Annotated in this window: 20 protein-coding genes; 5 read left to right on the top strand and 15 right to left on the bottom strand. The window is 59.2% G+C overall.

Annotated features, from left to right (window positions below; all coding sequences use genetic code 11):
- Positions 1–43: 43 nt before the first annotated feature.
- The 6 genes from phoB to pstS all read right to left on the bottom strand — a co-directional run bounded on the left by phoB (position 44) and on the right by pstS (position 5,297).
- Complete coding sequence (gene phoB / locus C8C98_RS01445) at positions 44–751, bottom strand: phosphate regulon transcriptional regulator PhoB (RefSeq protein WP_121452839.1); 708 nt, start codon at positions 749–751, stop codon at positions 44–46.
- A gap of 15 nt (positions 752–766) precedes the next feature.
- Entirely contained in the window at positions 767–1,471 is a 705-nt protein-coding gene (gene phoU, locus C8C98_RS01450) for a phosphate signaling complex protein PhoU (protein WP_121452840.1), read from the bottom strand.
- A 9-nt stretch (positions 1,472–1,480) separates the two neighbouring features.
- Entirely contained in the window at positions 1,481–2,266 is a 786-nt protein-coding gene (pstB, locus tag C8C98_RS01455) for a phosphate ABC transporter ATP-binding protein PstB (protein WP_099656177.1), read from the bottom strand.
- A gap of 15 nt (positions 2,267–2,281) precedes the next feature.
- Positions 2,282–3,163 (bottom strand): phosphate ABC transporter permease PstA, encoded by an 882-nt coding sequence (gene pstA / locus C8C98_RS01460; protein WP_121452841.1) that lies wholly within the window; start codon positions 3,161–3,163, stop codon positions 2,282–2,284.
- Positions 3,160–4,086 carry a phosphate ABC transporter permease subunit PstC gene (pstC, locus tag C8C98_RS01465; RefSeq protein WP_233194960.1) on the bottom strand — a complete coding sequence of 309 codons (927 nt, stop codon included), beginning with the start codon at positions 4,084–4,086 and terminating at the stop codon, positions 3,160–3,162. The genes pstA and pstC overlap by 4 nt, the downstream gene beginning before the upstream one ends.
- Positions 4,087–4,256: 170 nt before the next feature.
- Positions 4,257–5,297: a phosphate ABC transporter substrate-binding protein PstS gene (gene pstS, locus C8C98_RS01470; RefSeq protein ID WP_121452842.1), complete on the bottom strand. Its 1,041-nt coding sequence runs from the start codon at positions 5,295–5,297 to the stop codon at positions 4,257–4,259.
- Between the two features lie 403 nt (positions 5,298–5,700).
- On the opposite strand from pstS, the gene C8C98_RS01475 reads away from it, so the two are divergent.
- The 3 genes from C8C98_RS01475 to C8C98_RS01485 all read left to right on the top strand — a co-directional run bounded on the left by C8C98_RS01475 (position 5,701) and on the right by C8C98_RS01485 (position 8,982).
- Positions 5,701–6,873 carry an ABC transporter substrate-binding protein gene (locus C8C98_RS01475; protein WP_233574414.1) on the top strand — a complete coding sequence of 391 codons (1,173 nt, stop codon included), beginning with the start codon at positions 5,701–5,703 and terminating at the stop codon, positions 6,871–6,873.
- Positions 6,874–6,955: 82 nt separating this feature from the next.
- The gene (locus tag C8C98_RS01480; RefSeq protein ID WP_121452844.1) at positions 6,956–8,434 is read left to right on the top strand and encodes a Ppx/GppA phosphatase family protein; all 1,479 of its coding nucleotides are present in this window, start codon (positions 6,956–6,958) and stop codon (positions 8,432–8,434) included.
- A 50-nt stretch (positions 8,435–8,484) separates the two neighbouring features.
- Positions 8,485–8,982, top strand: coding sequence for a hypothetical protein (locus C8C98_RS01485; protein WP_121452845.1), 498 nt, complete (start codon positions 8,485–8,487; stop codon positions 8,980–8,982).
- A gap of 21 nt (positions 8,983–9,003) precedes the next feature.
- Here the strand turns inward: C8C98_RS01485 and C8C98_RS01490 are convergent, their stop codons facing one another.
- From C8C98_RS01490 to C8C98_RS01530, 9 genes are all read right to left on the bottom strand, one after another.
- Positions 9,004–9,465: a histidine phosphatase family protein gene (locus tag C8C98_RS01490; protein ID WP_121455950.1), complete on the bottom strand. Its 462-nt coding sequence runs from the start codon at positions 9,463–9,465 to the stop codon at positions 9,004–9,006.
- 11 nt (positions 9,466–9,476) lie between these two features.
- Complete coding sequence (gene ppk1 / locus C8C98_RS01495) at positions 9,477–11,531, bottom strand: polyphosphate kinase 1 (protein ID WP_233574415.1); 2,055 nt, start codon at positions 11,529–11,531, stop codon at positions 9,477–9,479.
- Between the two features lie 146 nt (positions 11,532–11,677).
- Entirely contained in the window at positions 11,678–12,763 is a 1,086-nt protein-coding gene (locus C8C98_RS01500) for a glycosyltransferase family 1 protein (protein ID WP_121452847.1), read from the bottom strand.
- A complete protein-coding gene (locus tag C8C98_RS01505) occupies positions 12,760–13,644 on the bottom strand; it encodes a UDP-2,3-diacylglucosamine diphosphatase (RefSeq protein WP_121452848.1) in 885 nt (294 codons plus the stop codon). The genes C8C98_RS01500 and C8C98_RS01505 overlap by 4 nt, the downstream gene beginning before the upstream one ends.
- Positions 13,644–14,480, bottom strand: a complete 837-nt coding sequence (locus C8C98_RS01510; RefSeq protein ID WP_121452849.1) for a GNAT family N-acetyltransferase — start codon at positions 14,478–14,480, stop codon at positions 13,644–13,646. Before C8C98_RS01510 ends, C8C98_RS01505 begins: the two co-directional genes overlap by 1 nt.
- A gap of 190 nt (positions 14,481–14,670) precedes the next feature.
- Complete coding sequence (gene glmM, locus C8C98_RS01515; protein WP_121452850.1) at positions 14,671–16,005, bottom strand: phosphoglucosamine mutase; 1,335 nt, start codon at positions 16,003–16,005, stop codon at positions 14,671–14,673.
- Between the two features lie 42 nt (positions 16,006–16,047).
- Positions 16,048–16,911, bottom strand: coding sequence for a dihydropteroate synthase (gene folP, locus C8C98_RS01520; protein ID WP_121452851.1), 864 nt, complete (start codon positions 16,909–16,911; stop codon positions 16,048–16,050).
- 97 nt (positions 16,912–17,008) lie between these two features.
- On the bottom strand, positions 17,009–18,928 hold the full coding sequence (gene ftsH / locus C8C98_RS01525; RefSeq protein ID WP_121452852.1) for an ATP-dependent zinc metalloprotease FtsH: 1,920 nt from the start codon (positions 18,926–18,928) through the stop codon (positions 17,009–17,011).
- Positions 18,929–19,167: 239 nt separating this feature from the next.
- Entirely contained in the window at positions 19,168–19,830 is a 663-nt protein-coding gene (locus C8C98_RS01530; RefSeq protein WP_121452853.1) for an RlmE family RNA methyltransferase, read from the bottom strand.
- Positions 19,831–19,862: 32 nt separating this feature from the next.
- Between C8C98_RS01530 and C8C98_RS01535 the strand changes: the two genes are divergently transcribed.
- Positions 19,863–20,336: a YhbY family RNA-binding protein gene (locus C8C98_RS01535; protein WP_099656190.1), complete on the top strand. Its 474-nt coding sequence runs from the start codon at positions 19,863–19,865 to the stop codon at positions 20,334–20,336.
- Positions 20,337–20,341: 5 nt separating this feature from the next.
- The gene (locus C8C98_RS01540; protein WP_121452854.1) at positions 20,342–21,091 is read left to right on the top strand and encodes a glycosyltransferase; all 750 of its coding nucleotides are present in this window, start codon (positions 20,342–20,344) and stop codon (positions 21,089–21,091) included.
- Positions 21,092–21,114 lie beyond the last annotated feature (23 nt).

A 21,114-nucleotide genomic window follows, 5' to 3' on the forward strand; every position in this document is an offset into this window, starting at 1 on the left:
TGGCCCGTTCAGTGCAAACCCAGCAGCGGCTGGAAGCTGGCCCTCAGGCCTGCATCAGCGCCTGGGGTTGGGCCGTGAGGCGGTAACCTGCGCCGCGCACGGTCTCGACCATGGTGCCTGCCGTGCCCAAGGCCTCGCGCAGGCGCTTGACGTGGACATCCACCGTGCGCTCTTCAATGAACACATGGTCACCCCACACCTTGTCGAGCAACTGCGAGCGGCTGTGCACCCGCTCCGAGTGCTTCATGAGAAAGTGCAGCAGCTTGAACTCGGTAGGCCCCACCTTGAGGGGTTGCGCCTGGAAGGTGACGCGGTAGGTGGCTGCGTCCAGCACCAGATCGCCAATGGTCACGCTGTCGTTCACCTGTTCGGGCGCGCGGCGGCGCAGCACGGCACGGATGCGGGCCAGCAGCTCTTGCGTGGAAAACGGCTTGGTGATGTAGTCGTCCGCACCCGCATCCAGACCAGCCACCTTGTCAGGCTCGTCACCGCGCGCGGTGAGCATGAGGATCGGGATGGCCTTGATGCGGCTGTCGGCGCGCCACTTGCGGGCCAGCTGCAGCCCGCTTTGGCCAGGCAACATCCAGTCCAGCAGGATCACGTCCGGCAGCACGGCATCCAGCTCGCGCTGGGCCGACTCGCCATCTTCAGACCAGATGGGCTGGAACCCGTTGTGCCGCAGGTTCACGGCAATCAGCTCGGCAATCGCGGGTTCATCCTCAACGATCAAGACCCGGGGCATTTTCTTCATGGCGATGCCCTTCCCTTACTGCAACACGGTCGATTCAATATCGTCCATCGCGGTATGGCGCACGTCCTTGCCTTTGACCAGATAGATGATGAGTTCGGCCACATTCTTGGAGTGGTCGCCAATGCGCTCAATCGCCTTGGCCAAAAAGAGCAAGTCCAGGCTGGCAGAGATGGTGCGAGGGTCTTCCATCATGTAGGTGACCAGCTTGCGCACAAACCCGTCGAACTCCTTGTCGATCAGGTCGTCTTCTTTCAGGATGGCGAGCGCGGCTTTGGTGTCCAGGCGGGCAAAGGCATCCAGGGCCTTGCGCAGCAGGCCGGAGGCCAAATCTGCCGCCATGCGCAAATCACTGGAGGGCAGTGAACGCGCGGCACCGCTTTCAATGATGGACTTGACCATCCGCGCCATCTTGTGCGCCTCGTCGCCCATGCGCTCGAGGTTGGCGGTGGCCTTCGAGAAAGCGATCAGCAAGCGCAGGTCGCGCGCCGTGGGTTGACGGCGGGCAATGATGGACGAGAGTTCATGGTCAATCTCCACCTCCATGGCATTCACGCGCTGCTCCATGGCGACCACTTGCTCCACGGCGTCCATGCTGAACTGGGACAAGGCATAGATCGCCTGGCGGATTTGCGACTCCACCAAGCCGCCCAACTCCATCACGCGGGAAGAGACGTTATTGAGTTCGCTATCGAACTGGGTGGAGAGGTGTTTTTCGGGCATGGTGTCTCCTCAGCCGAAACGGCCGGTAATGTAGTCTTCGGTTTCTTTGCGCTGGGGCTTGAAGAACATCTGCTCTGTCTCGCCAAACTCCACCAGATCGCCCAGGTACATGTAGGCCGTGTAGTCGCTGCAGCGCGCGGCCTGCTGCATGTTGTGGGTCACGATGACCACGGTGTAGTCGTTCTTCAGCTCGGCAATCAGTTCCTCAACCTTGGCGGTAGAGATGGGGTCCAGCGCCGAGCAAGGCTCGTCCAGCAACAGCACTTCGGGCTTGATGGCAATGCCGCGTGCAATGCACAGGCGCTGCTGTTGGCCGCCCGAGAGGCTGGAGCCACTTTGATTGAGCTTGTCCTTGACTTCGTTCCACAGTGCCGCCTTGCGCAGCGCCCATTCCACACGGTCGTCCATGTCAGTGGCGTTGAGGCTTTCAAACAGCTTCACACCAAACGCGATGTTGTCGTAGATGGACATCGGGAACGGCGTGGGCTTCTGGAACACCATGCCCACCTTGGCGCGCACCAGGGCCACGTCCTGCTTGCTGGTGAGCAGGTTCTCACCGTCCAGCACGATCTGGCCTTCAGCGCGCTGCTCGGGGTACAGCTCGAACATGCGGTTGAAGGTGCGCAGCAGGGTGGACTTGCCACAGCCCGAAGGGCCGATGAAGGCCGTGACCTTGTTCTCGGGGATGTCCAGGTTGATGCCCTTGAGGGCGTGGAATTTGCCGTAGTAAAAGTTCAGATCGCGCACCGTGATCTTGGAGTTGGCGGATGCGGATGCTTGCAGGGTGGAGGGCATGAATGTCTTCCTTGTTTATTTCTGGCGTGTCAAAACACGCGCCAGGATGTTGAGACCGAGAACAGCTACCGTGATCAGGAACACGCCGGCCCACGCCAGCTCCTGCCAGTTCTCATAGGGGCTCATCGCAAATTTGAAAATCGTGACCGGCAAGCTGGCCATGGGTTTGGACAGATCGGCATTCCAGAATTGGTTGTTGAGCGCGGTAAACAGCAGAGGCGCTGTCTCACCCGCAATGCGCGCCACAGCCAGCAACACCCCAGTGATCACACCGGCACGGGCCGCACGCAAGGTAACCATGGTGATGACGCGCCACTTGGGCGTGCCCAGGGCATAAGCCGCCTCACGCAGGCTGGCAGGCACCAGCAGCAGCATGTTTTCGGTAGTGCGGATGACCACCGGAATCACGATCAGCGCCAGGGCCAGCACCCCGGCGTAGCCTGAGAAGCTCTTGAACCGGGCTACCACCACTGCGTACACAAACAGGCCAATCACGATGCTCGGGGCGGACAGCAAAATGTCGTTCACGAACCGGGTCGTGGCCGCCAGCCAGCTGCGCGACTCGTATTCGGCCAAGTAGATACCGGCCATGATGCCAATCGGCGTGCCCACAAACGTGGCCATCGTTACCATGACCAACGAACCAAAGATGGCGTTGGAAATACCGCCCACTTCGTTGGGTGGTGGGGTCATCTGCGTGAACAGCGCCACACTCAGGCCACCCAGGCCCAGGCGGATGGTTTCCCACAGAATCCAGACCAGCCAGAACACACCGAACAGCATGGCCGCTAAAGACAGCGTGAGCGCAATCTGGTTGACGCGCTTGCGGCCGTTGTAGCGGGCTTGCCGCATTTGCGCCAAATCGGCGGCAGAAATCAGGCGTTGAGAGGTACTCATGAACGCGCCCCTTCACTCTTTTTAAGACGCGACAGCAACAGCTTGGACAAAGACAGCACCACGAAGGTGATGAAGAACAGAACCAAGCCCAGGTAAATGAGGGACGCCTGGTGCAAGCCCTCACCGGCTTCGGCGAACTCGTTGGCCAATGCAGAGGTGATGCTGTTGGCCGCCTCAAACACCGACAGGGAGTCGAGCTGGTTCATATTGCCGATGACGAATGTCACGGCCATGGTTTCGCCCAACGCACGGCCCAGGCCCAGCATGACGCCGCCGAGCACACCGGTCTTGGTGAACGGCAGCACCACTTTGAAGACAACCTCCCAAGTGGTCGCACCCAAGCCATAGGCAGACTCTTTGAGCAAGGCGGGGGTCACCTCAAACACATCACGCATCACCGACGCAATGAAGGGGATGATCATGATGGCCAGGATGATGCCCGCCGACAAAATGCCGATGCCCACGGGAGGGCCCGACACAAAAGCGCCCAAGTAAGGCACTCCGCTGAACATCGCTTGCAAAGGCTGCTGCACAAAGCGCGCAAGAATGGGGCCAAACACCATCAGCCCCCACATGCCATACACAATGGACGGCACGGCCGCCAGCAGTTCGATCGCAGTCCCCAAAGGACGCTTGAGCCAGGCGGGAGAAAGTTCGGTCAAAAACAGCGCAATGCCAAAACTCACGGGCACGGCGATCAGCAAGGCGATGACCGAGGTGGCCAAGGTACCGTAAATCATGACCAAGCCACCGTACTCGTTCTGTACGGGGTCCCAGACGCTACGGGTCAGGAAACTGAGGCCATATTTCGCGATCGAAGGCCAGGCTCCGATCACCAAAGAAACAAGGATGCCCACCAGGAGCAGCAAGGTCAGCACGGCTGCGCTGCGAGCGAGCCAACCAAAAATGCGGTCAGCCAACATGCCAGAGATCAAGGGCTGCGGGCGAGGTGGCGTGGTCCGTTGAGCGCCACGCCCCGCCTTGGCAGACGGGGTTTGCGGGACCGGCAAGATAGTGGACACGTTAAGAGCCTTCTATAAATGCAATCTGGGGACTGGCCAGGCCATCAAGCCAGCCAGTCCCACCAGACTACTTACTTGTATGCAATCGCCTTACCAGCCGCATCTTGGATACCAGCCCAAGACTTCAGAATGATGCCCTTCACAGCGTCAGGCATAGGCACATAGTCCAGGTCTTCAGCGGTTTTGTCCCCAGACTTGTAAGCCCATTCAAAGAACTTCAGAGACGTAGCCGCCTGCACAGGCTTGTCTTGCGACTTCTGCATCAGGATGAAGGTGGCGCCAGTGATGGGCCAGGATTCCTTGCCAGGCTGATTGGTCAAGATTTGGTAGAAGCTCTTGGCCCAATCTGCACCTGCAGCAGCAGCCTTGAAGGCGGTGTCGTCAGGGGCGACAAACTGACCATCGGCATTTTGCATCTGCACATAGGTCATCTTGTTTTGCTTGACGTAGGCGTACTCCACGTAACCGATGGAGTTGGGCAGACGACCCACAAACGCAGCCACGCCTTCGTTGCCCTTGCCACCCGCACCCGTAGGCCAGTTCACTGCTGTGCCCTCACCAACCTTGCTCTTCCACTCAGCATTCACCTTGCTCAGGTAATTAGTAAAGATAAAGCTGGTGCCCGAACCGTCGGCACGGCGCACAGGGGCGATGGCGGCATCAGGCAGAGCCACACTGGGGTTGAGCGCCTTGATGGCGGCATCGTTCCAGTTGGTGATTTTGCCCAGGTAAATGTCGCCCAACACTTGGCCGCTGAGCTTGATCTGACCGGCAGCAATGCCCTTGATATTGACCACCGGCACCACGCCACCGATCACGGTAGGAAACTGAACCAAGCCCTTTTTGCTCAGTTCTTCATCCTTGAGCGGGGCATCAGAGGCACCAAAGTCCACTGTCTTGGCTTCGATCTGGCGCAGGCCAGCTCCGGAGCCAACGGATTGGTAGTTGATCTTCACACCAGTGGCCTTGTTGTAATCAGCAGCCCACTTGGAGTACAGGGGTGCAGGGAAGCTGGCACCCGCGCCAGTTGCCTCTTGCTGCGCCATGGCGCTGGAAAAAGCACCCGCAGCAACCACACCGGCAACCAGAACTCGAATCGCAGACAGTTTCATGGAAAGACCTCTAGGGTGAATAAGTTGGGATGTCGCTACTCTAGGATCACTCTATGACAGTGTTGTGACATAAAAAAATGGATTGTCACAACAGCCGCAGGAGCGATTTTCAAGGAGTCGTGGGCGCACGAATACCTTACCGATCTGCATCCAAACTGCGCAGCCCCCCCAGGCGACAACATCACGTGGACCGACTCGTGGAGTTCTTGCGGCTCACCGTCATAAGAATGACACAAAGCCCCCTTAGTCTCCCGCCACCGGCCTACGCGCTGCTACGACCTCACAAGAGACATCGATGGCATGGACGCTGCCCCACTTTATGACCCACCGCAGGTCTGCCCGCCCGAGACAAGCCCCAACCATGACCGCACCAGAGCGCCGCCGACACCCCAAATCACACCCCATGCTCACCCACATCACGACCCACCCTGCCTCGCGCCCCCTGCGCAGGAGTAGTGGCGCCGTCGCGCTGGGGCGACGTGATTGGCTGCGCTGGGCAACAGGCATGGGGGTATGGGTTACGGCCGGGCAGCCCACCTGGGCACAGGGGGACAGCTCGCGCACCGTTTCGATTGCACAAGTGGTGGACATGTCGCCCACCCAACAAGATGTGAGCCGAGATTTTCTGACCGGATCGCGCGCGGCGTGGCAAGACACGAATGCACGCGGTGGCATCCAGGGCAAACCGGTGCAGCACATGGTTCTGGAAACCGATGGCACCCCAGGGCAACTCCAGTCGGCCTGGCAAACCGCCCACCGTCAAAGCCAGTGCGCAGCGTTGGCGGGCTGCGTAGGGCACAACGCGGCCCAAGGGCTTGCCAAGCTGCAAACAGGTGCGGACACCAACAACCCGCTGCCTTTGGTGGCCCCATGGCTGCACCACACTACAGCCCAAGGTGCATCCGATACCGTATTTGATGTCTTTGCCGACTTGCGCGCGCAAGTCACCCATGCATTGAAGTCCCTGGCATCCATGGGTGTCCCAGAACTGGCCGTCGCCTATGCGGCGGGCCATGACCCTGCTCTTTGGCAAGCCGCAGTGGCGCAAGCCGCACGCGAGCAGAACGTCAAGGTGCAAACCATCGGCGCGGACGCGCAGTTGACGCAGCCCATCGTTCTTTTTGTGGGGGGCACCCCCGAACTGCACGCGTTTGTGGAAAAACTCAAACTGCCAGCGGGGCGCCAGTGCTACGTGATTGCATTGGCCGACGTGAATTTGCAGGTGCTGGCCCAAATGGGCAATCTGCCCAAGAAAGTGTCCATCGTCGCCACACAGACCGTTCCCCTGGTCACTGCGGGCCTGCCCATCGTCCGCGCATACCGAGAAGCCCTGGCACGTTTGTACGACGAGCCCCCCTCGCCCCAGGGGTTGGCCGGTTTTATTGCCGCCAAGTACACCGCCGAGGTGTTGCAACAAATTAACGGCACCATCACCCGGGCCAATGCACTGGCGGCCTTCCAGCAACGCAAGCCCGTCACAGTGGGTGGCTGGGCTGTTTCCTATCAAGACAAGAAACGCTCCGCGCCCTTTGTGACCCAAAGCATGCTGTCATCCGACGGTCGCATTGTGGGCTAAGGCCCCAGCCGCCATTCGCGCAAGGCAGATGCTATGCTGCCCAAGATCAGAGCCAGAGAGACTGCGCACACTGCGCCACCCCATGCAAAACGGAACATTGCTCGCAGCTGTGGATCTTGGATCCAACAGCTTTCGCCTTGAAATTGGCCGCTTCGAGCACGGCCACATCCACAAAGTCGAATACCTCAAGGAGACCGTGCGCCAAGGCAACGGGCTGGACGACAACCGCAACCTGACGCAAGACGCGCTGGAGCGCGGCTGGGCCTGCCTGGCACGATTTGGTGAACGACTGGCTGGATTTCCTCGCGAACATGTGCGAGCCGTCGCCACCCAAACTCTGCGCGAAGCCCGCAACCGGGACGATTTTCTAACCCGCGGCAGTGAGGTGCTGGGGTACCCGATTGACGTAGTGTCTGGCATCGAAGAAGCCCGACTGATCTACCAAGGGGTGGCCCGATTGCTGCCGCAATCCGATGAACGCCGGCTGGTGGTGGACATTGGGGGGCGATCTACCGAACTGATTTTGGGCGAGCAGTTCTCCCCCAAGTCCGTGGCTTCGTTCAGGGTGGGCAGCGTGGCATGGTCGTCCCGCTATTTTGCGGATGGCGCCTTCACCCCCCAGGCCTTTCTGGCCGCAGAAATCGCCGCCAAAGCCGTGCTGGACGAGGCTCTGGCCGTTTTTCGCCGAGACGCGTGGGATGTGGCGTATGGATCATCAGGTACAGCCGGTGCCGTGGGCGATGTGCTAGCAGCCATGGGTGGTCCCAAGGGCATCATCACTCGCTCGGGCCTGGAGGCATTGCGCGACAAACTGCTGCGCGCCCAAAGCGCAGACCGAGTTCGCATGGAAGGACTCAAGGAAGACCGGCGCGCCGTGATTGGCGGCGGGATCAGCATCCTGCGAGCGGTGTTCGATCTTCTGGATATTGACGAAATGCAGGTGGCGCAAGGGGCCTTGCGACAAGGCGCCCTCTACGACCTATTGGACCGCGAGCAGCCCGAGACCGACCTGCGCACCGACACCGTGAACGCCCTGATGCAGCGCTTTGCCGTGGATGTGCCCCACGCCGAACGCGTTGCCGAAACGGCCTGCAAGCTCTTCTTGCAAGCGGCGCAGCCCGACAGTGAGCGGGCCGCACGCAAACTGGAATGGGCTGCCAAGTTGCACGAGGTGGGATGCCGCATTTCGCACAGCGACTACCACCGGCACGGCGCCTACATCCTCGACAACACAGACGCGGCAGGCTTTGCGCTGCCCGAGTTGCATCGACTGAGTGTGCTCGTTTTGGGACAACGTGGAAAAGTGCGCAAGCTAGAGGCGGATTTATCCGACCCCATCTTTGCTCTGCAGTTGCTGTGCCTTCGATTGGCCGTAGCGCTGTGCCACGCACGGCGCGCCCCCGATATCTCAGGCATACGGTTGCAGGCAGAGCCTGGCGTATTCACACTCTCAGCCCCACCGCCTTGGTCAAAAGCCTATCCCCAATCGGCCCACTTGCTGCAGGAAGAAGTCACCGCCTGGCAAAAAACGCCTTGGGATTTGCACATCGTGGGTGATTGATACACACCCTTAAACGGTATAAACTGTTTATACCGTTTAAGGAGAACTACATGAACACCGCCCAAGAAACAACGCCCGTCGCTACCGCTGCAGAAAAAGAACCGGCAAAAGCCACCAAAGCAGTCGCCGCTCCCGCAAAAAAAGCACCAGCATCGCCCACCAAGGCAAAAACCGAAAAAGCCAAGGTAGCGGCGGCCCCTAAAGCCAAAGCAGCCCCGAGCAAAGCGATCCCCATCAAGGAAGCCAAGACCAAAAAGCCCAAGTTGGTGCGCGACAGCTTCACCATCCCCAAGGACGAATACCTGGTGATTGAAAACCTGAAGCAGCGGGCACTGGGTCTCTCGCACCCTGTCAAAAAGAGCGAGCTGCTGCGCGCTGGACTGAAGCTGCTCGCAGGCCTCTCTGATGCTGCGCTGCGCACCGCCTTACAGGCCGTGCCTTCCATCAAAACCGGGCGCCCTACCAAAGAAGCGCAGGCACCACAACCCAAACCAGTGGCAGTGGCGGCCCCCAAGGCAAAGCCAGCCGCCAAGGCTCGCACCAAGTAAGCCCACTGGCAAAGCAAAGCATCACAGGTACTCGGGGGACTGAACGGTCATCAGGACCGTTTGGCTCTGCTCCAGGCGTTGCCGCTGGCGCAGCCACCACACAGCCCCTTTGCGTACCGCACACTCAGGCGACTGCAGCCCGAGCAATTGGGCAATCACCTGCCCCAGTACGGGCTGGTGTCCCACAATCAAGATGGTGCCCCGGGCGTTGGGCCATTGCGCCAAGTCGAGCAAATCTTGCACTGTGCCGCCTGGTAACAGTTCAGCACGCATTTTGAATTTGCGGCCCAGCGCTGCTGCCGTCTGCTCTGTTCGGCGCGCCGGGCTGGCAATCACACGCAACCCCTCGGGCAATTGGCGGTCCAGCCAGGCGGCCATTCTGGCCGCCTGCTTCTCGCCGCGCGGCGTTAACGCGCGTGCCAAATCATCTACCCCCTCGGCAGCCTCTTCGGCCTCGGCATGTCGCCAGAGAATCAAATCCATTTCATCCCCCGTCACGCAGACCGAAGCCCCGCCGCGCCATAGCGCACCATCAAGGCGTTCTGCGCGCCATGCCCTGTCGATGGGCGGCTTGCACGCTGGTACGCACCGTTGGCGTCCAAGGTCCACGCATCCCGGTCGTCATGCAAATAGGCCACCAAGCACTCATCCACAATTTGCTGGCGCAGTTTCGAGTCCGTCACCGGCCACGCCAACTCAATGCGCCGCATCATGTTGCGATTCATCCAATCGGCACTCGAAAGATACAAGTCTTCTTGGCCATTGCTGCGAAAGTAAAACACCCGCGTATGCTCCAAGAACCGGCCAATGACCGAGCGCACGCGGATGTTATCGGTGACGCCCGGTACCTGAGCGGCCAACATGCACGCTCCACGCACAATGAGATCAATGCGCGCACCGCACTGCCCGGCCAGGATCAGCGCCCGAATCAAAGCCTCGTCGGTCAAGGCGTTCATCTTGAGCACGATGCGTGCATCTTCTCCTCGACTGGCCGCTTGCCCCACCTGCTCAATCTTTTCCTGCATGCGGCGCTGCAGATGAAATGGGGCCAAGATCAGTTGGCGCAGCTTAGGCGGGCGATTCTGGCTGGCAAGGTGGCTAAAAACGCCATCCATGTCAGCAGTGGTTTCCTCGTTCGCAGTCAGGTAACTGAGGTCTGTGTACAAGCGTGCTGTGCGCACGTTGTAGTTGCCCGTGGAGAGGTGCCCGTAGCGGCGCAAACGCCCACCTTCCCGGCGGGTCACCAACAGCATCTTTGCGTGGGTCTTGAGGCCCACCACCCCATAAACCACCTGCGCCCCCACAGACTCCAGAGCTTCTGCCCAGTTGATGTTGGCCTCTTCATCAAAGCGGGCTTTCAGCTCCACAACCGCCATGACCTCTTTGCCGCGGCGCACCGCTTCCGTCAGCAACTCCATCAACTCTGAATCAGCCCCTGTGCGGTAGATCGTTTGCTTGATCACCAGCACTTGAGGGTCGTTGACGGCCTCGCGCAAAAATGCCAGCACGCCATCGAAACTCTCAAATGGCTGGTGGATCACCACGTCCCTCTGGCGCACCTGCTCCAAAATAGAGACTCCCTGCTGCAACTGCCGTGGCCAGGACGAGCGCCAGGGCGGAAACAACAAAGCGGGGTCATTGACGAGATCCACCAATTGCGTCAGCCGCACCAGATTGACAGGCCCTGGAACCCTGTAGACAGCCGCAGGCGGTAGCGCAAACTGCGCCCTCAAAAACTCAGACAAAAACGAAGAACAACCGGCAGATACCTCCAATCGAACCGCTTGGCCATAGTGACGCTGCTGAAGCCCTTGGCGCAGAGCAGTGCGCAGGTTGCGCACATCCTCCTCGTCCAGCGCCATGTCCGAATGCCGGGTAACCCGGAACTGCGAGAATTCGGTGACTTCGCGCCCTGGAAACAGGTCGTGCAGATGGGAGCGGATGATGCTCGAAAGGCTCACAAACCAAGTGCCTTGCGGGGCCACCTTGCTGGGCATGCGAACCAGGCGTGGCAAGGCCCGAGGCACTTTCACAATGGCGACTTCGTTCTCACGACCAAAGGCATCCGGTCCGCGCAGGCGCACAATGAAATTCAAGGATTTGTTGGCCACTTGCGGAAACGGATGGGCCGGATCCAGCCCCACCGGTATGAGCAAAGGCCGCACCTCTTTCACAAAGTAGTCTTGTACCCAGCGCCGCTGCGCGGCATTGCGTTCCCCGTGGGAGACGATGCGAATTCCATGCGACTCAAACGCGGGGACCAAGGACTCGTTGTACAACGCATACTGGCGCACCACTAGGTTGTGGACGATTGCGGACAAGGACTCAAGCGACGCAGCACTGTAGAGGCCCTTGGCGTCCCCGTTCTTGGCGGCAGTGATGTGTGGCGCAGCCCGCACCTCAAAAAACTCATCCAGATTGGACGACACGATGCACAGGTAACGCAGCCGCTCCAGCAACGGCACGTCCGTGCGTGCGGCCCAATCAAACACCCGCTCGTTGAATGCCAGGATGCTCTGATCACGGTCCAGCATCACAACAGGGGACATGGGGCTTTTGCACCGCAAAGCTCCAGAATCGTCAGGAGTACCAGACTCTCCAGCACCCTCAACAACAGCATCGGTCAGCGGTTTGTCCAAAGGCAAGGGCAGCATGAGAGGCGCAATCAAAGTCACAATCAGACGCGCAGTATTTGCTATTCAGATGACAGTGATGTGACAGTTTTTTGCACCACCTTATGCGGTGTCACAAAGCGATTGACCGGCACAAGATGGCCGAGAAACTGATCCGCAGCCGAACCCCAGGTAAATGCCAGTGCACGCTGACGCGCCTCATGCCGAGGGATGCGCAAGGCTTGCTGACAAGCCGACAAAAGGTCTTCATCCAGCATACCACCCTGGGCTGCAGCACCGTCATGCGCACCCAGCACCTCCATAGGCCCCTCGACAGGAAACGCAGCAACCGGAGTGCCACAAGCCATGGCTTCCAGCATCACCAAGCCAAAAGTCTCAGAGCGGCTGGGAAAAACAAATACATCAGCCGCTGCATAGACCTGCGCCAGCGTGGGCCTGTCCAAAATTCCCAACCAGCGAACGTGGGGAAACCGCGCCTTCAGCCCTGCTTCCAGCGGCCCAACCCCGCAGACCACCTTGGTCCCAGGCATCTGCATTTGCAGGAAGGCCTCAATATTTTTCTCGTAGGAAACACGACCGACATACAGACTGACGGGATGCGCCAATGCCCCTGTCACATGACAAGGCTTTGTGACGGCTTCAAATTGAAATGCCTGAGTGTCCACCCCATGGGTCCACCTGCGCAAGTTGCGAAAGCCACGTTGGGCCAGCATATTCATCACATCTCGCGTCGGCACCATCACCCCTGAAGACGGTCGGTGAAAATGGCGAAAAAGGGCATACCCCCAAGCCAGCGGAATGCGCAGCGCCGCTTGCAGAATCTCTGGAAACCGTGTGTGAAAGGCGGTGGTGAACGCCAAGCGGTGCCGCAAACAATATTTGCGAGCAGCCCAGCCCAGAGGACCTTCCGTGGCCAGATGAATCGCATCGGGCTGGTAATCAGCCAACAAGCCTGTCAACATTTTGAATGGCCGTACCGCCAAATCAATGCCCGCATAGCCAGGACAGGGACGGGTGCGAAACAGCCCTGGATGTATGACCATCACCTGGTGTCCACGCGACTCCAGTTGCTGCACCAGTTCCACCAGCGTTGTCACAACGCCATTGACCTGGGGCTGCCATGCATCGGTGACGAGGGCAATTTTCATGCGGCCACCTGCTGCCCTAGGGGCTCCAACACGCGGGGCGACGCATTTCCATGCCAATGCACGATTTCCAAGCGCCCATCGCGGTGCTCAACCAAAGCCGTGCAACTCTCCACCCAATCACCATCATTGCAATACAAAATACCGTCGATCTCGCGCATCTCTGCCCGGTGGATATGGCCACACACCACGCCCTGGTGCCCCCTGCGACGGGCTTCAGCCGCCACGGCGTTCTCAAAATCAGTCACGTAGTTCAATGCCTTTTTGACTTTGCCTTTGAGATAGGCAGAAAGCGACCAGTAGGGCAGCCCCATGCGCGCGCGCAAGCGATTGAGGTGCCGGTTGAGTTTGAGGGTCAATTCATACAGGTTGTCCCCCAGGTAGGCCAACCATTTGGCGCATTGGATGACGCCATCGAAGTAGTCCCCATGGACCACCCAAAGCCTTCGCCCATCGGCTGTGGTGTGTACTGCTTCGGTTTGCACGTGGATTCCCCCAAAGGAATGCCCTTCAAATGCTCTTGCAAACTCGTCGTGGTTACCCGGAACAAAGACGATGCGACAACCTTTGCGGGCACTTCTCAATAATTTCTGCACCACGTCGTTGTGCAACTGGGGCCAAAACCAGCGGCGGCGGAGTTGCCAACCATCCACAATGTCCCCCACCAAATACAGCGAGTCGCTGGAGTGGTGACGCAGAAAATCCAGCAGTGCAGCAGCCTGGAAGCCTGGAGTTCCCAAATGCAAATCCGAGATAAAAATGGCCCGGTACTTGGGATGAGACTCCGCCTCCGGGCTGTCTGTATCAACGGCTTGCGCTTCGGGTGGAAGAAAAGGCAGGTTCATACCACCCCACGCACCGGAAGCATCCAGCGCGGCCCGCATCAAGCCCCCAGAAAGTGCTTGCGATAGCGGGGATGCAAATCTGCCAGACGCATCAACATGGGCAGATCTGCGGTGTTGAAATCGGGATCCCATGCGGGTGCGCCCAACACACGGGCACCCAGGCGCAAATAGCCTTTGATCAAGGCTGGTGGCTCGGCCAATACCGAATTGTCGAGCTGCTCCACAGGCAGAGGAAGGCGGGGACGTACGTGGTATTCAATGGGCGCAAGGTGGGTTTGGCGAAGCTGCTCCCAGATACTGGCAGCCACGTCGCCACTGACCACACCGTTGTGCAGCATGGGGATGCTGGCGCAACCGATCATGGTGTCGAGCTGATTGCGAACCATGAAATCGGCCAACGCGCCCCACAAAGCCATGATCACACCGCCAGTGCGATGTGCCGGGTGCACGCAACTGCGCCCCAACTCCACCATCCTTGACCGTAGCCCACGCAAACGTGTGAGATCAAACTCCGTGTCGCTGTAAGTGCCCCCAACGCGCTGGGCCTGGGCGGGCGTCAGGACCCGGTAGGTTCCGATGACTGCCTGGCTCATCTCATCAAGCACCAAGAGATGCTCGCAATAGTCATCGAACAGATCAATGTCGTGACCCGGCACTGGAGTCGACAGACGTGCACCCATTTCAAGGCCAAAGACCTCGAAACGCAGTCTTTGTGCCTGCCTGACTTCGTCCAGATGGCGAGCCCAGCGGACCTGAATGCCCGCCTGGACTGGCCTGCCAGCGCCCCAGACGCCCCCAGGCGCAGACGAGCGCTCGGTGGCGCCATGTACAGACTCTATAACGGGGGATAAACCGCCATGGGTGGGCTCTTGCATGAATAGGCTCCTTCGTTCAACCCAAGAATCTGGAGCCAGGCAAACACCTCAACCTGGTCCATTTTCTGGAAGTTTGAAAGAACCCAATGACACTGGCGTTGCAATGCCAAGGCGAATTCATGACACACGGCCATCAGGCCATGACCCATTGACATCTGAGTCAAAGGTGGATGGCCGCAGGAGCCACCAGTCAACCGGCCCGCGCCGCGTCAACCAATTTTTGAGCGCAGCGATTGGCCTGGTCCTCGTCTCGCGCCTCCACCATCACACGCAGCAGAGGCTCGGTCCCGCTGGCGCGGATCAGTACCCGGCCTGTCTCGCCCAGCTCGGCCTCCACTTGCCCAATCGCTTCGGACAACAGGGCATTGCCCTTCCAGTCTTGCCCAGGTGTGAGGCGCACGTTCAGCAACACCTGCGGAAACAACACCAGGTCCTTGAGCAAATGCGGCAAGCTGGAGCCGCTGCGCACACAGGCTTGAAGCACTTGCAGGGCGCTCACTAGGCCGTCCCCCGTAGTGTGCTTGTCCAGTGCCAGCAAATGGCCAGAGCCTTCGCCACCCAATGTCCAGCGGTGCTTGGCCAGTTCTTCCAGTACATAGCGGTCGCCCACTTTGGCACGCTCCAGGCGAACGCCGCGCTGTTTGAGCGCCACCTCCACCGCCATGTTGGTCATCAATGTACCCACAACACCCGGCACATGTTCATCACGCCCCATGCGGTCGGCAGCCATCAGATACAGCAACTCATCGCCGTTATAGAGGCGCCCTGCCGCATCCACCATTTGCAAGCGATCCGCATCGCCGTCCAGCGCTACACCATAGTCAGCGCGGTTGGCACGCACAGAGCGCACCAGAGCTTCGGGGTGTGTGGCGCCCACCTCATGGTTGATGTTCAGGCCATCCGGTGCGCAGCCAATGGACAGCACTTCTGCGCCCAGCTCATGGAATACCTTGGGAGCCACTTGGTAGGCCGCGCCGTGCGCCGCATCCACCACGATCTTGAGCCCACGCAAGGTCAGGTCTTGAGGGAAAGTGCTTTTACAGAACTCAATGTAGCGCCCTGCCGCATCATCCAACCGACGTGCTTTACCCAAGCTGGAAGAATCGGCCCAGACCGGTGTCTCGTCCAACGCGGCCTCAACCGCCTGCTCCCAAGCATCTGGCAATTTCGTTCCTTGGGCACTGAAAAACTTGATGCCATTGTCTGGATAGGCGTTGTGGCTTGCACTGATCACCACACCCAAGCTGGCTCGCTGAGCCCGGGTCAGGTACGCCACCCCAGGCGTGGGCAGCGGCCCGAGCAGCACCACATCGACCCCAGCGGAGTTGAACCCTGACTCCAAGGCACTCTCCAGCATGTATCCAGAAATACGCGTGTCTTTACCAATCAACACGGTGGGGCGGTCTTCTGTGCGACGCAAGACGCGTCCCACGGCATGGGCCAAGCGCAACACAAAATCTGGAGTGATGGGGTACTGCCCCACCGTGCCTCGAATGCCATCTGTGCCGAAATACTTGCGGGTCATGTCTCTCAATCTCCAATCGTTAACGAAGACGTATCCAACGCCTCATGGTGTTGCCAGCCCATCGCGCAGATCGGGCTGCAGACCTTGGCTCGCAGCCCGCCACACTGCCAAGGCCGCCACCGTCTCTCGCACGTCGTGTACGCGAACGATGCGAGCCCCCCGCTCTACCCCCAGCAAGGCAGCAGCCACGCTGGGGACCATGCGGGCATCCACATCCAAACCTGTCACAGCCCCCAGCGACGATTTGCGAGACCACCCCACCAGCAATGGGTAGCCATCGGCCAGCAGCTCAGACTGGTGGGACAACAAGGCAAAATTCTGCTCTACCGTTTTGCCAAAACCCACGCCCGGGTCCAGCACAATGCGCTCGCGCTGCACTCCGGACGCTCGCAAACTGGCGGCCGATTCTTGCAAGAATTTTCTCACTTGCGGCACGATCTCTCCTGACATGGGAGACACCTGCATGGTTTGCGGATCACGGTGCATGTGCATGAGGCATACACCGCAAGAGGGGTGGGTGGCCACCACGGCCAGCGCCCCCGGCTGCCGTAGCGCCCAGATGTCGTTGATGACGTCTGCGCCCAAGTCAAGAACGGCCCGCATGACTTGGGGCTTGTAGGTATCCACAGAAACAGGAACGCCCAAAGACACCGCCTCTCGAACCACGGGAAGTACACGGGCCAACTCCTCCTCAAGCCCGACAGCGGGGCTGCCTGGACGGGTAGATTCGCCCCCAATGTCCAGGATATCCGCCCCCTCGCGAATCAAGCGCTCGCAATGGCGCAAAGCACTGGACGTATCAAGGTGTTGACCACCGTCTGAGAAGGAGTCAGGCGTGGCATTGACGATGCCCATGACAAGGGGCTTGTCCAGAGCAAGAGAGAACCTTGAAGTTTGCCAATCCATGTGATCCGGGGTGCTTGTGGTTTTCCTGCGAAAAACGCGAGGAATGCAAAAAAGAAACGGGGCATGCGCCCCGTTCTTTCATTCAAAAGCCTGCAGGTCAGGCCGCTGTGGGTGCAGTATCTGCCGCCACAGCGGGTGTACCACCGCTGGAGCCATCGCCACCGGAGGACGGGGTGCGGGGAGTCCAGTCCTTCGGAGGGCGGGGCTCCTTGCCTGCCATGATGTCGTCCAATTGCTCACTGTCGATGGTTTCCCAATCCAGCAAAGCCTTCGCCATGGCATGCATTTTTTCGCTGTGCTCTTCGATCAAGCGGCGGGCCAGGTTGTATTGCTCATCGATGATACGGCGGACCTCACCGTCCACCTTTTCCATCGTTTGCTCGCTCATGCTGGTCGTCTTGGTCACGGAACGACCCAAGAAGACTTCACCTTCATTTTCGGCATACACCATGGGGCCCAGAGCCTCCGTCATGCCATAACGGGTCACCATGTCACGTGCAATGTGTGTGGCTCGCTCAAAGTCGTTGCTGGCACCCGTGGTCATCTGGTTCATGAACACCTCTTCCGCAATACGGCCACCAAACAGCATGCTGATCTGGTTGAGCATGTACTCGCGGTCGTAGCTATAGCGGTCTTGCGCAGGAAGGCTCATGGTCACACCCAGGGCGCGGCCACGGGGAATGATGGTGACCTTGTGCACAGGGTCGCATTTAGGCAGCAGCTTACCAATCAGTGCATGGCCAGACTCGTGATAAGCCGTATTGCGGCGTTCTTCCTCAGGCATGACCATGCTCTTACGCTCTGGGCCCATCAAGATTTTGTCCTTGGCCTTCTCGAAGTCCTGCATCTCCACCGTGCGTGCATTGCGTCGGGCGGCCATCAAGGCGGCTTCGTTGCACAGGTTGGCCAGGTCAGCGCCGCTCATGCCAGGCGTGCCGCGGGCGATGATGCCAGGCGCCACATCTTGCCCCACCGGAATTTTGCGCATGTGCACATTGAGGATCTGCTCACGGCCCCGGATATCGGGCAACGTCACATACACCTGACGGTCAAAGCGACCGGGGCGCAGCAAGGCGGCATCCAGAATGTCTGGGCGGTTGGTGGCAGCCACCACGATCACACCAAGGTTGGTTTCAAAACCATCCATCTCCACCAGCATCTGGTTGAGGGTCTGTTCACGCTCGTCGTTACCACCGCCCAGGCCCGCACCGCGCTGGCGGCCCACCGCGTCAATTTCGTCAATGAAGATGATGCAAGGCGCATTTTTCTTCGCGTTCTCAAACATGTCGCGCACGCGGGCAGCACCCACGCCCACAAACATTTCCACGAAATCAGAACCAGAGATACTGAAAAACGGTACCTTGGCCTCGCCAGCAATGGACTTGGCCAACAATGTCTTGCCAGTACCTGGAGGGCCTACCAGCAGCAGACCACGGGGAATGCGCCCACCCAGCTTCTGGAACTTTTGCGGGTCTTTGAGGAAGTCCACCACTTCCTTGACTTCTTCCTTGGCTTCATCGCAGCCCGCTACATCGGCAAAAGTCACCTGATTGGTGTTTTCGTCCAGCATTCGGGCTTTGCTCTTGCCAAAGCTGAAGGCACCGCCCTTGCCACCACCTTGCATCTGGCGCATGAAATAAATCCACACACCAATGAGCAGCAGCATGGGGCCCCAGCTGACCAGCAAGGTCATGAGCAAGGAGCCTTCTTCACGCGGCTTCACGTCAAACTTGACCTTGTGCTCGATCAGGTCGCCCACCAAGCCACGGTCCAGCACCGATGCGTTCGTACGGATCTTCCGATCATCGTTGGTGGTGGCGATGATTTCACCGCCACTCAACCCTTCAGGAATCACGGCGCTCTTGATGCGGTTATTGCGAACCTCATCTAGGAACTCGGAGTACCCGACGGTCGTAGCGCCACCGCTGCCGCGGGTGTCAAACTGTTTGAACACCGTGAACAACACCATGGCAATGACCAGCCACACGGCAAATTTCGAAAACCACTGATTGTTCAAGCGGAACTCCAGTTACAAGGGAGAAAAATGGCTACATGCCCATTGAGGCTATAGCTTTGGGTGATTTTAGGTCTTTCAAGCCACAGAGCCAGCCTTATTCCCCCTAGTGCCCATGGACTCCACGGGGGATGGAGGGGTTGTCACAGACCAAAATTGACTCGCATCAAGAAATTTCACCTCCGAGAGCAGTGCGGGAGCCCCGCAGACTTTAAGCGAACGCCTACGGAACCGCCATCCGATTACGGCTTGGCCTTCAGCCCCATGCCAACCAGAAAAGTCTCCGACGACTTGTCGCGCGAGGCTTTGGGCTTGAGGGGCTTGACGACTTTGAAGGTCTGTTTGAACAAATTCACCAAGTCGCTGTAGCCACTGCCGTGAAACAGCTTGACCACCAAAGCGCCATCAGGCTTCAAATGGGCACAGGCGAACTCCACCGCCAGCTCCACCAAGTGCGCAATACGGGCAGTGTCGGCAGATTCGATGCCAGAGAGGTTGGGCGCCATGTCTGACACCACGACATCCACCACCCGACCGTCCAGTGCCTGTTCCAGTTGCGCCAAGACCTCAGGCTCGCGAAAATCGCCGTTCAAGAAGGTCACGCCCTCAATAGGCTCCATGGGCAAGATGTCCAGCGAGATGATGCTGCCATTGAGCTGCCCTGCAGCCGCCCCCGACGGAGACAGACGACGGCGCACATACTGGCTCCAGGCTCCGGGGGTGGAGCCCAAATCGACCACCGTGTAGCCTGGCTTGATCAACCCCAGCTGCTCATCAATTTCCTTGAGCTTGTAGGCGGCGCGGGCGCGGTAACCCTCTTTGTGGGCCAACTTGACGTAGGTGTCGTTGACATGGTCGTTGAGCCATGCCTTGTTGACCTTCTTGCTTTGGGTTTTTACTTTCATTGTGTTTTTCTTCCTGCCTCGATAATACGGCCATGCCCCAAATTCAATTGACTCCCGCAGAGCGCCGGGAACACCGCGCCAATGCCCACCATCTGGACCCTGTGGTCCTCGTCGGTGGAGACGGCATGACCCCTGCGGTCAAAAAAGAAATCGACGCGGCGCTCAACGCCCACGGACTGATCAAGGTCCGCGTGTTCGGTGATGACCGGGTCGCTCGCGAACTCATTTACCAAGAAGTGGCGGCAGAACTCAATGCCGCCCCGATCCAGCACATCGGCAAACTGCTGGTGCTGTGGCGCCCGATGCCTGCCAAAGAGCGTGCGATCGACGAGGACCGCATGCCAGGCCCTCGCGATGTGAAGGTGCTCAAGTTCAGCAAACGCGGCGGCCAACGCCCTGAAATCAAGCAGTTGCGCGTTTTAGGCAACCAGCGCTTGACGTCCGGCGGCCAGATCAAGCGTGCCAAGCCCAAGCAAAAGTCCATCAAAAAGCGCCAGGCTGACTGATCCCGATGCCAGGACACGGAGACACCGGGCGCGAACGCCACATCATCTGCATGAAATGGGGCAAGAAATACGGCCCCGAGTACGTCAACCGCCTCTACGCCATGGTGCGGCGCCACCTCACTGGCGACTTCCGGTTTGTCTGCTTGACCGACGATAACACCGGTATCCGAAACGAGGTGCAGTGCCTGCCGATTCCCCCTCTGGATTTGCCGCCCGGCATCCCCGAGCGGGGCTGGACCAAGCTGGTGACGTTCAGCGCGGACCTGCACGGACTCAAAGGCACGGCGCTGTTCCTGGACGTGGACGTGGTGGTGACCGGCAGCCTGGATGACTTCTTCACCCAGCCAGGCGAATTTTTGATCATTCACGATTACAAGCGGCCTTGGCGCGTCACGGGCAACTCGTCGGTATACCGCTTTGAACTGGGTGCCCACCCCGACGTACTGGAGTACTTTCGCGGTCACTTTGCCGAGATTCGGCAACAGTTTCGCAATGAGCAGGCTTATCTGTCGGATTTTCTGCACAAGCAAGGCAAGTTGCAATACTGGCCTGCCAGCTGGTGCCCCAGCTTTAAATACCACGGCATTCCAGCCTGGCCTACCAACTACTGGAAAGCCCCATTTGTGCCGGCCGATGCACGTGTGGTGATTTTTCACGGCGAGTGCAACCCACCCGATGCCCTGGCGGGCCGACGCAATCGGCGCTTTCGCTACATACGCCCCGCCACGTGGGTGGCAGAGCACTGGAAAGAATAATCCAGTACCCCACAGCCATAAAA

This window comes from Acidovorax sp. 106, from assembly GCF_003663825.1.
In the GTDB taxonomy this organism is placed as follows: Bacteria; Pseudomonadota; Gammaproteobacteria; order Burkholderiales; family Burkholderiaceae_C; genus Acidovorax.

Coding starts and splice junctions, on each gene's coding strand:
- phoB (WP_121452839.1), bottom strand. CDS start 751: ATGAAGAAAATGCCCCGGGTCTTGATCGTTGAGGATGAACCCGCGATT.
- phoU (WP_121452840.1), bottom strand. CDS start 1,471: ATGCCCGAAAAACACCTCTCCACCCAGTTCGATAGCGAACTCAATAAC.
- pstB (WP_099656177.1), bottom strand. CDS start 2,266: ATGCCCTCCACCCTGCAAGCATCCGCATCCGCCAACTCCAAGATCACG.
- pstA (WP_121452841.1), bottom strand. CDS start 3,163: ATGAGTACCTCTCAACGCCTGATTTCTGCCGCCGATTTGGCGCAAATG.
- pstC (WP_233194960.1), bottom strand. CDS start 4,086: ATGTTGGCTGACCGCATTTTTGGTTGGCTCGCTCGCAGCGCAGCCGTG.
- pstS (WP_121452842.1), bottom strand. CDS start 5,297: ATGAAACTGTCTGCGATTCGAGTTCTGGTTGCCGGTGTGGTTGCTGCG.
- C8C98_RS01475 (WP_233574414.1), top strand. CDS start 5,701: ATGCTCACCCACATCACGACCCACCCTGCCTCGCGCCCCCTGCGCAGG.
- C8C98_RS01480 (WP_121452844.1), top strand. CDS start 6,956: ATGCAAAACGGAACATTGCTCGCAGCTGTGGATCTTGGATCCAACAGC.
- C8C98_RS01485 (WP_121452845.1), top strand. CDS start 8,485: ATGAACACCGCCCAAGAAACAACGCCCGTCGCTACCGCTGCAGAAAAA.
- C8C98_RS01490 (WP_121455950.1), bottom strand. CDS start 9,465: ATGGATTTGATTCTCTGGCGACATGCCGAGGCCGAAGAGGCTGCCGAG.
- ppk1 (WP_233574415.1), bottom strand. CDS start 11,531: ATGTCCCCTGTTGTGATGCTGGACCGTGATCAGAGCATCCTGGCATTC.
- C8C98_RS01500 (WP_121452847.1), bottom strand. CDS start 12,763: ATGAAAATTGCCCTCGTCACCGATGCATGGCAGCCCCAGGTCAATGGC.
- C8C98_RS01505 (WP_121452848.1), bottom strand. CDS start 13,644: ATGCGGGCCGCGCTGGATGCTTCCGGTGCGTGGGGTGGTATGAACCTG.
- C8C98_RS01510 (WP_121452849.1), bottom strand. CDS start 14,480: ATGCAAGAGCCCACCCATGGCGGTTTATCCCCCGTTATAGAGTCTGTA.
- glmM (WP_121452850.1), bottom strand. CDS start 16,005: ATGACCCGCAAGTATTTCGGCACAGATGGCATTCGAGGCACGGTGGGG.
- folP (WP_121452851.1), bottom strand. CDS start 16,911: ATGGATTGGCAAACTTCAAGGTTCTCTCTTGCTCTGGACAAGCCCCTT.
- C8C98_RS01530 (WP_121452853.1), bottom strand. CDS start 19,830: ATGAAAGTAAAAACCCAAAGCAAGAAGGTCAACAAGGCATGGCTCAAC.
- C8C98_RS01535 (WP_099656190.1), top strand. CDS start 19,863: ATGCCCCAAATTCAATTGACTCCCGCAGAGCGCCGGGAACACCGCGCC.
- C8C98_RS01540 (WP_121452854.1), top strand. CDS start 20,342: ATGCCAGGACACGGAGACACCGGGCGCGAACGCCACATCATCTGCATG.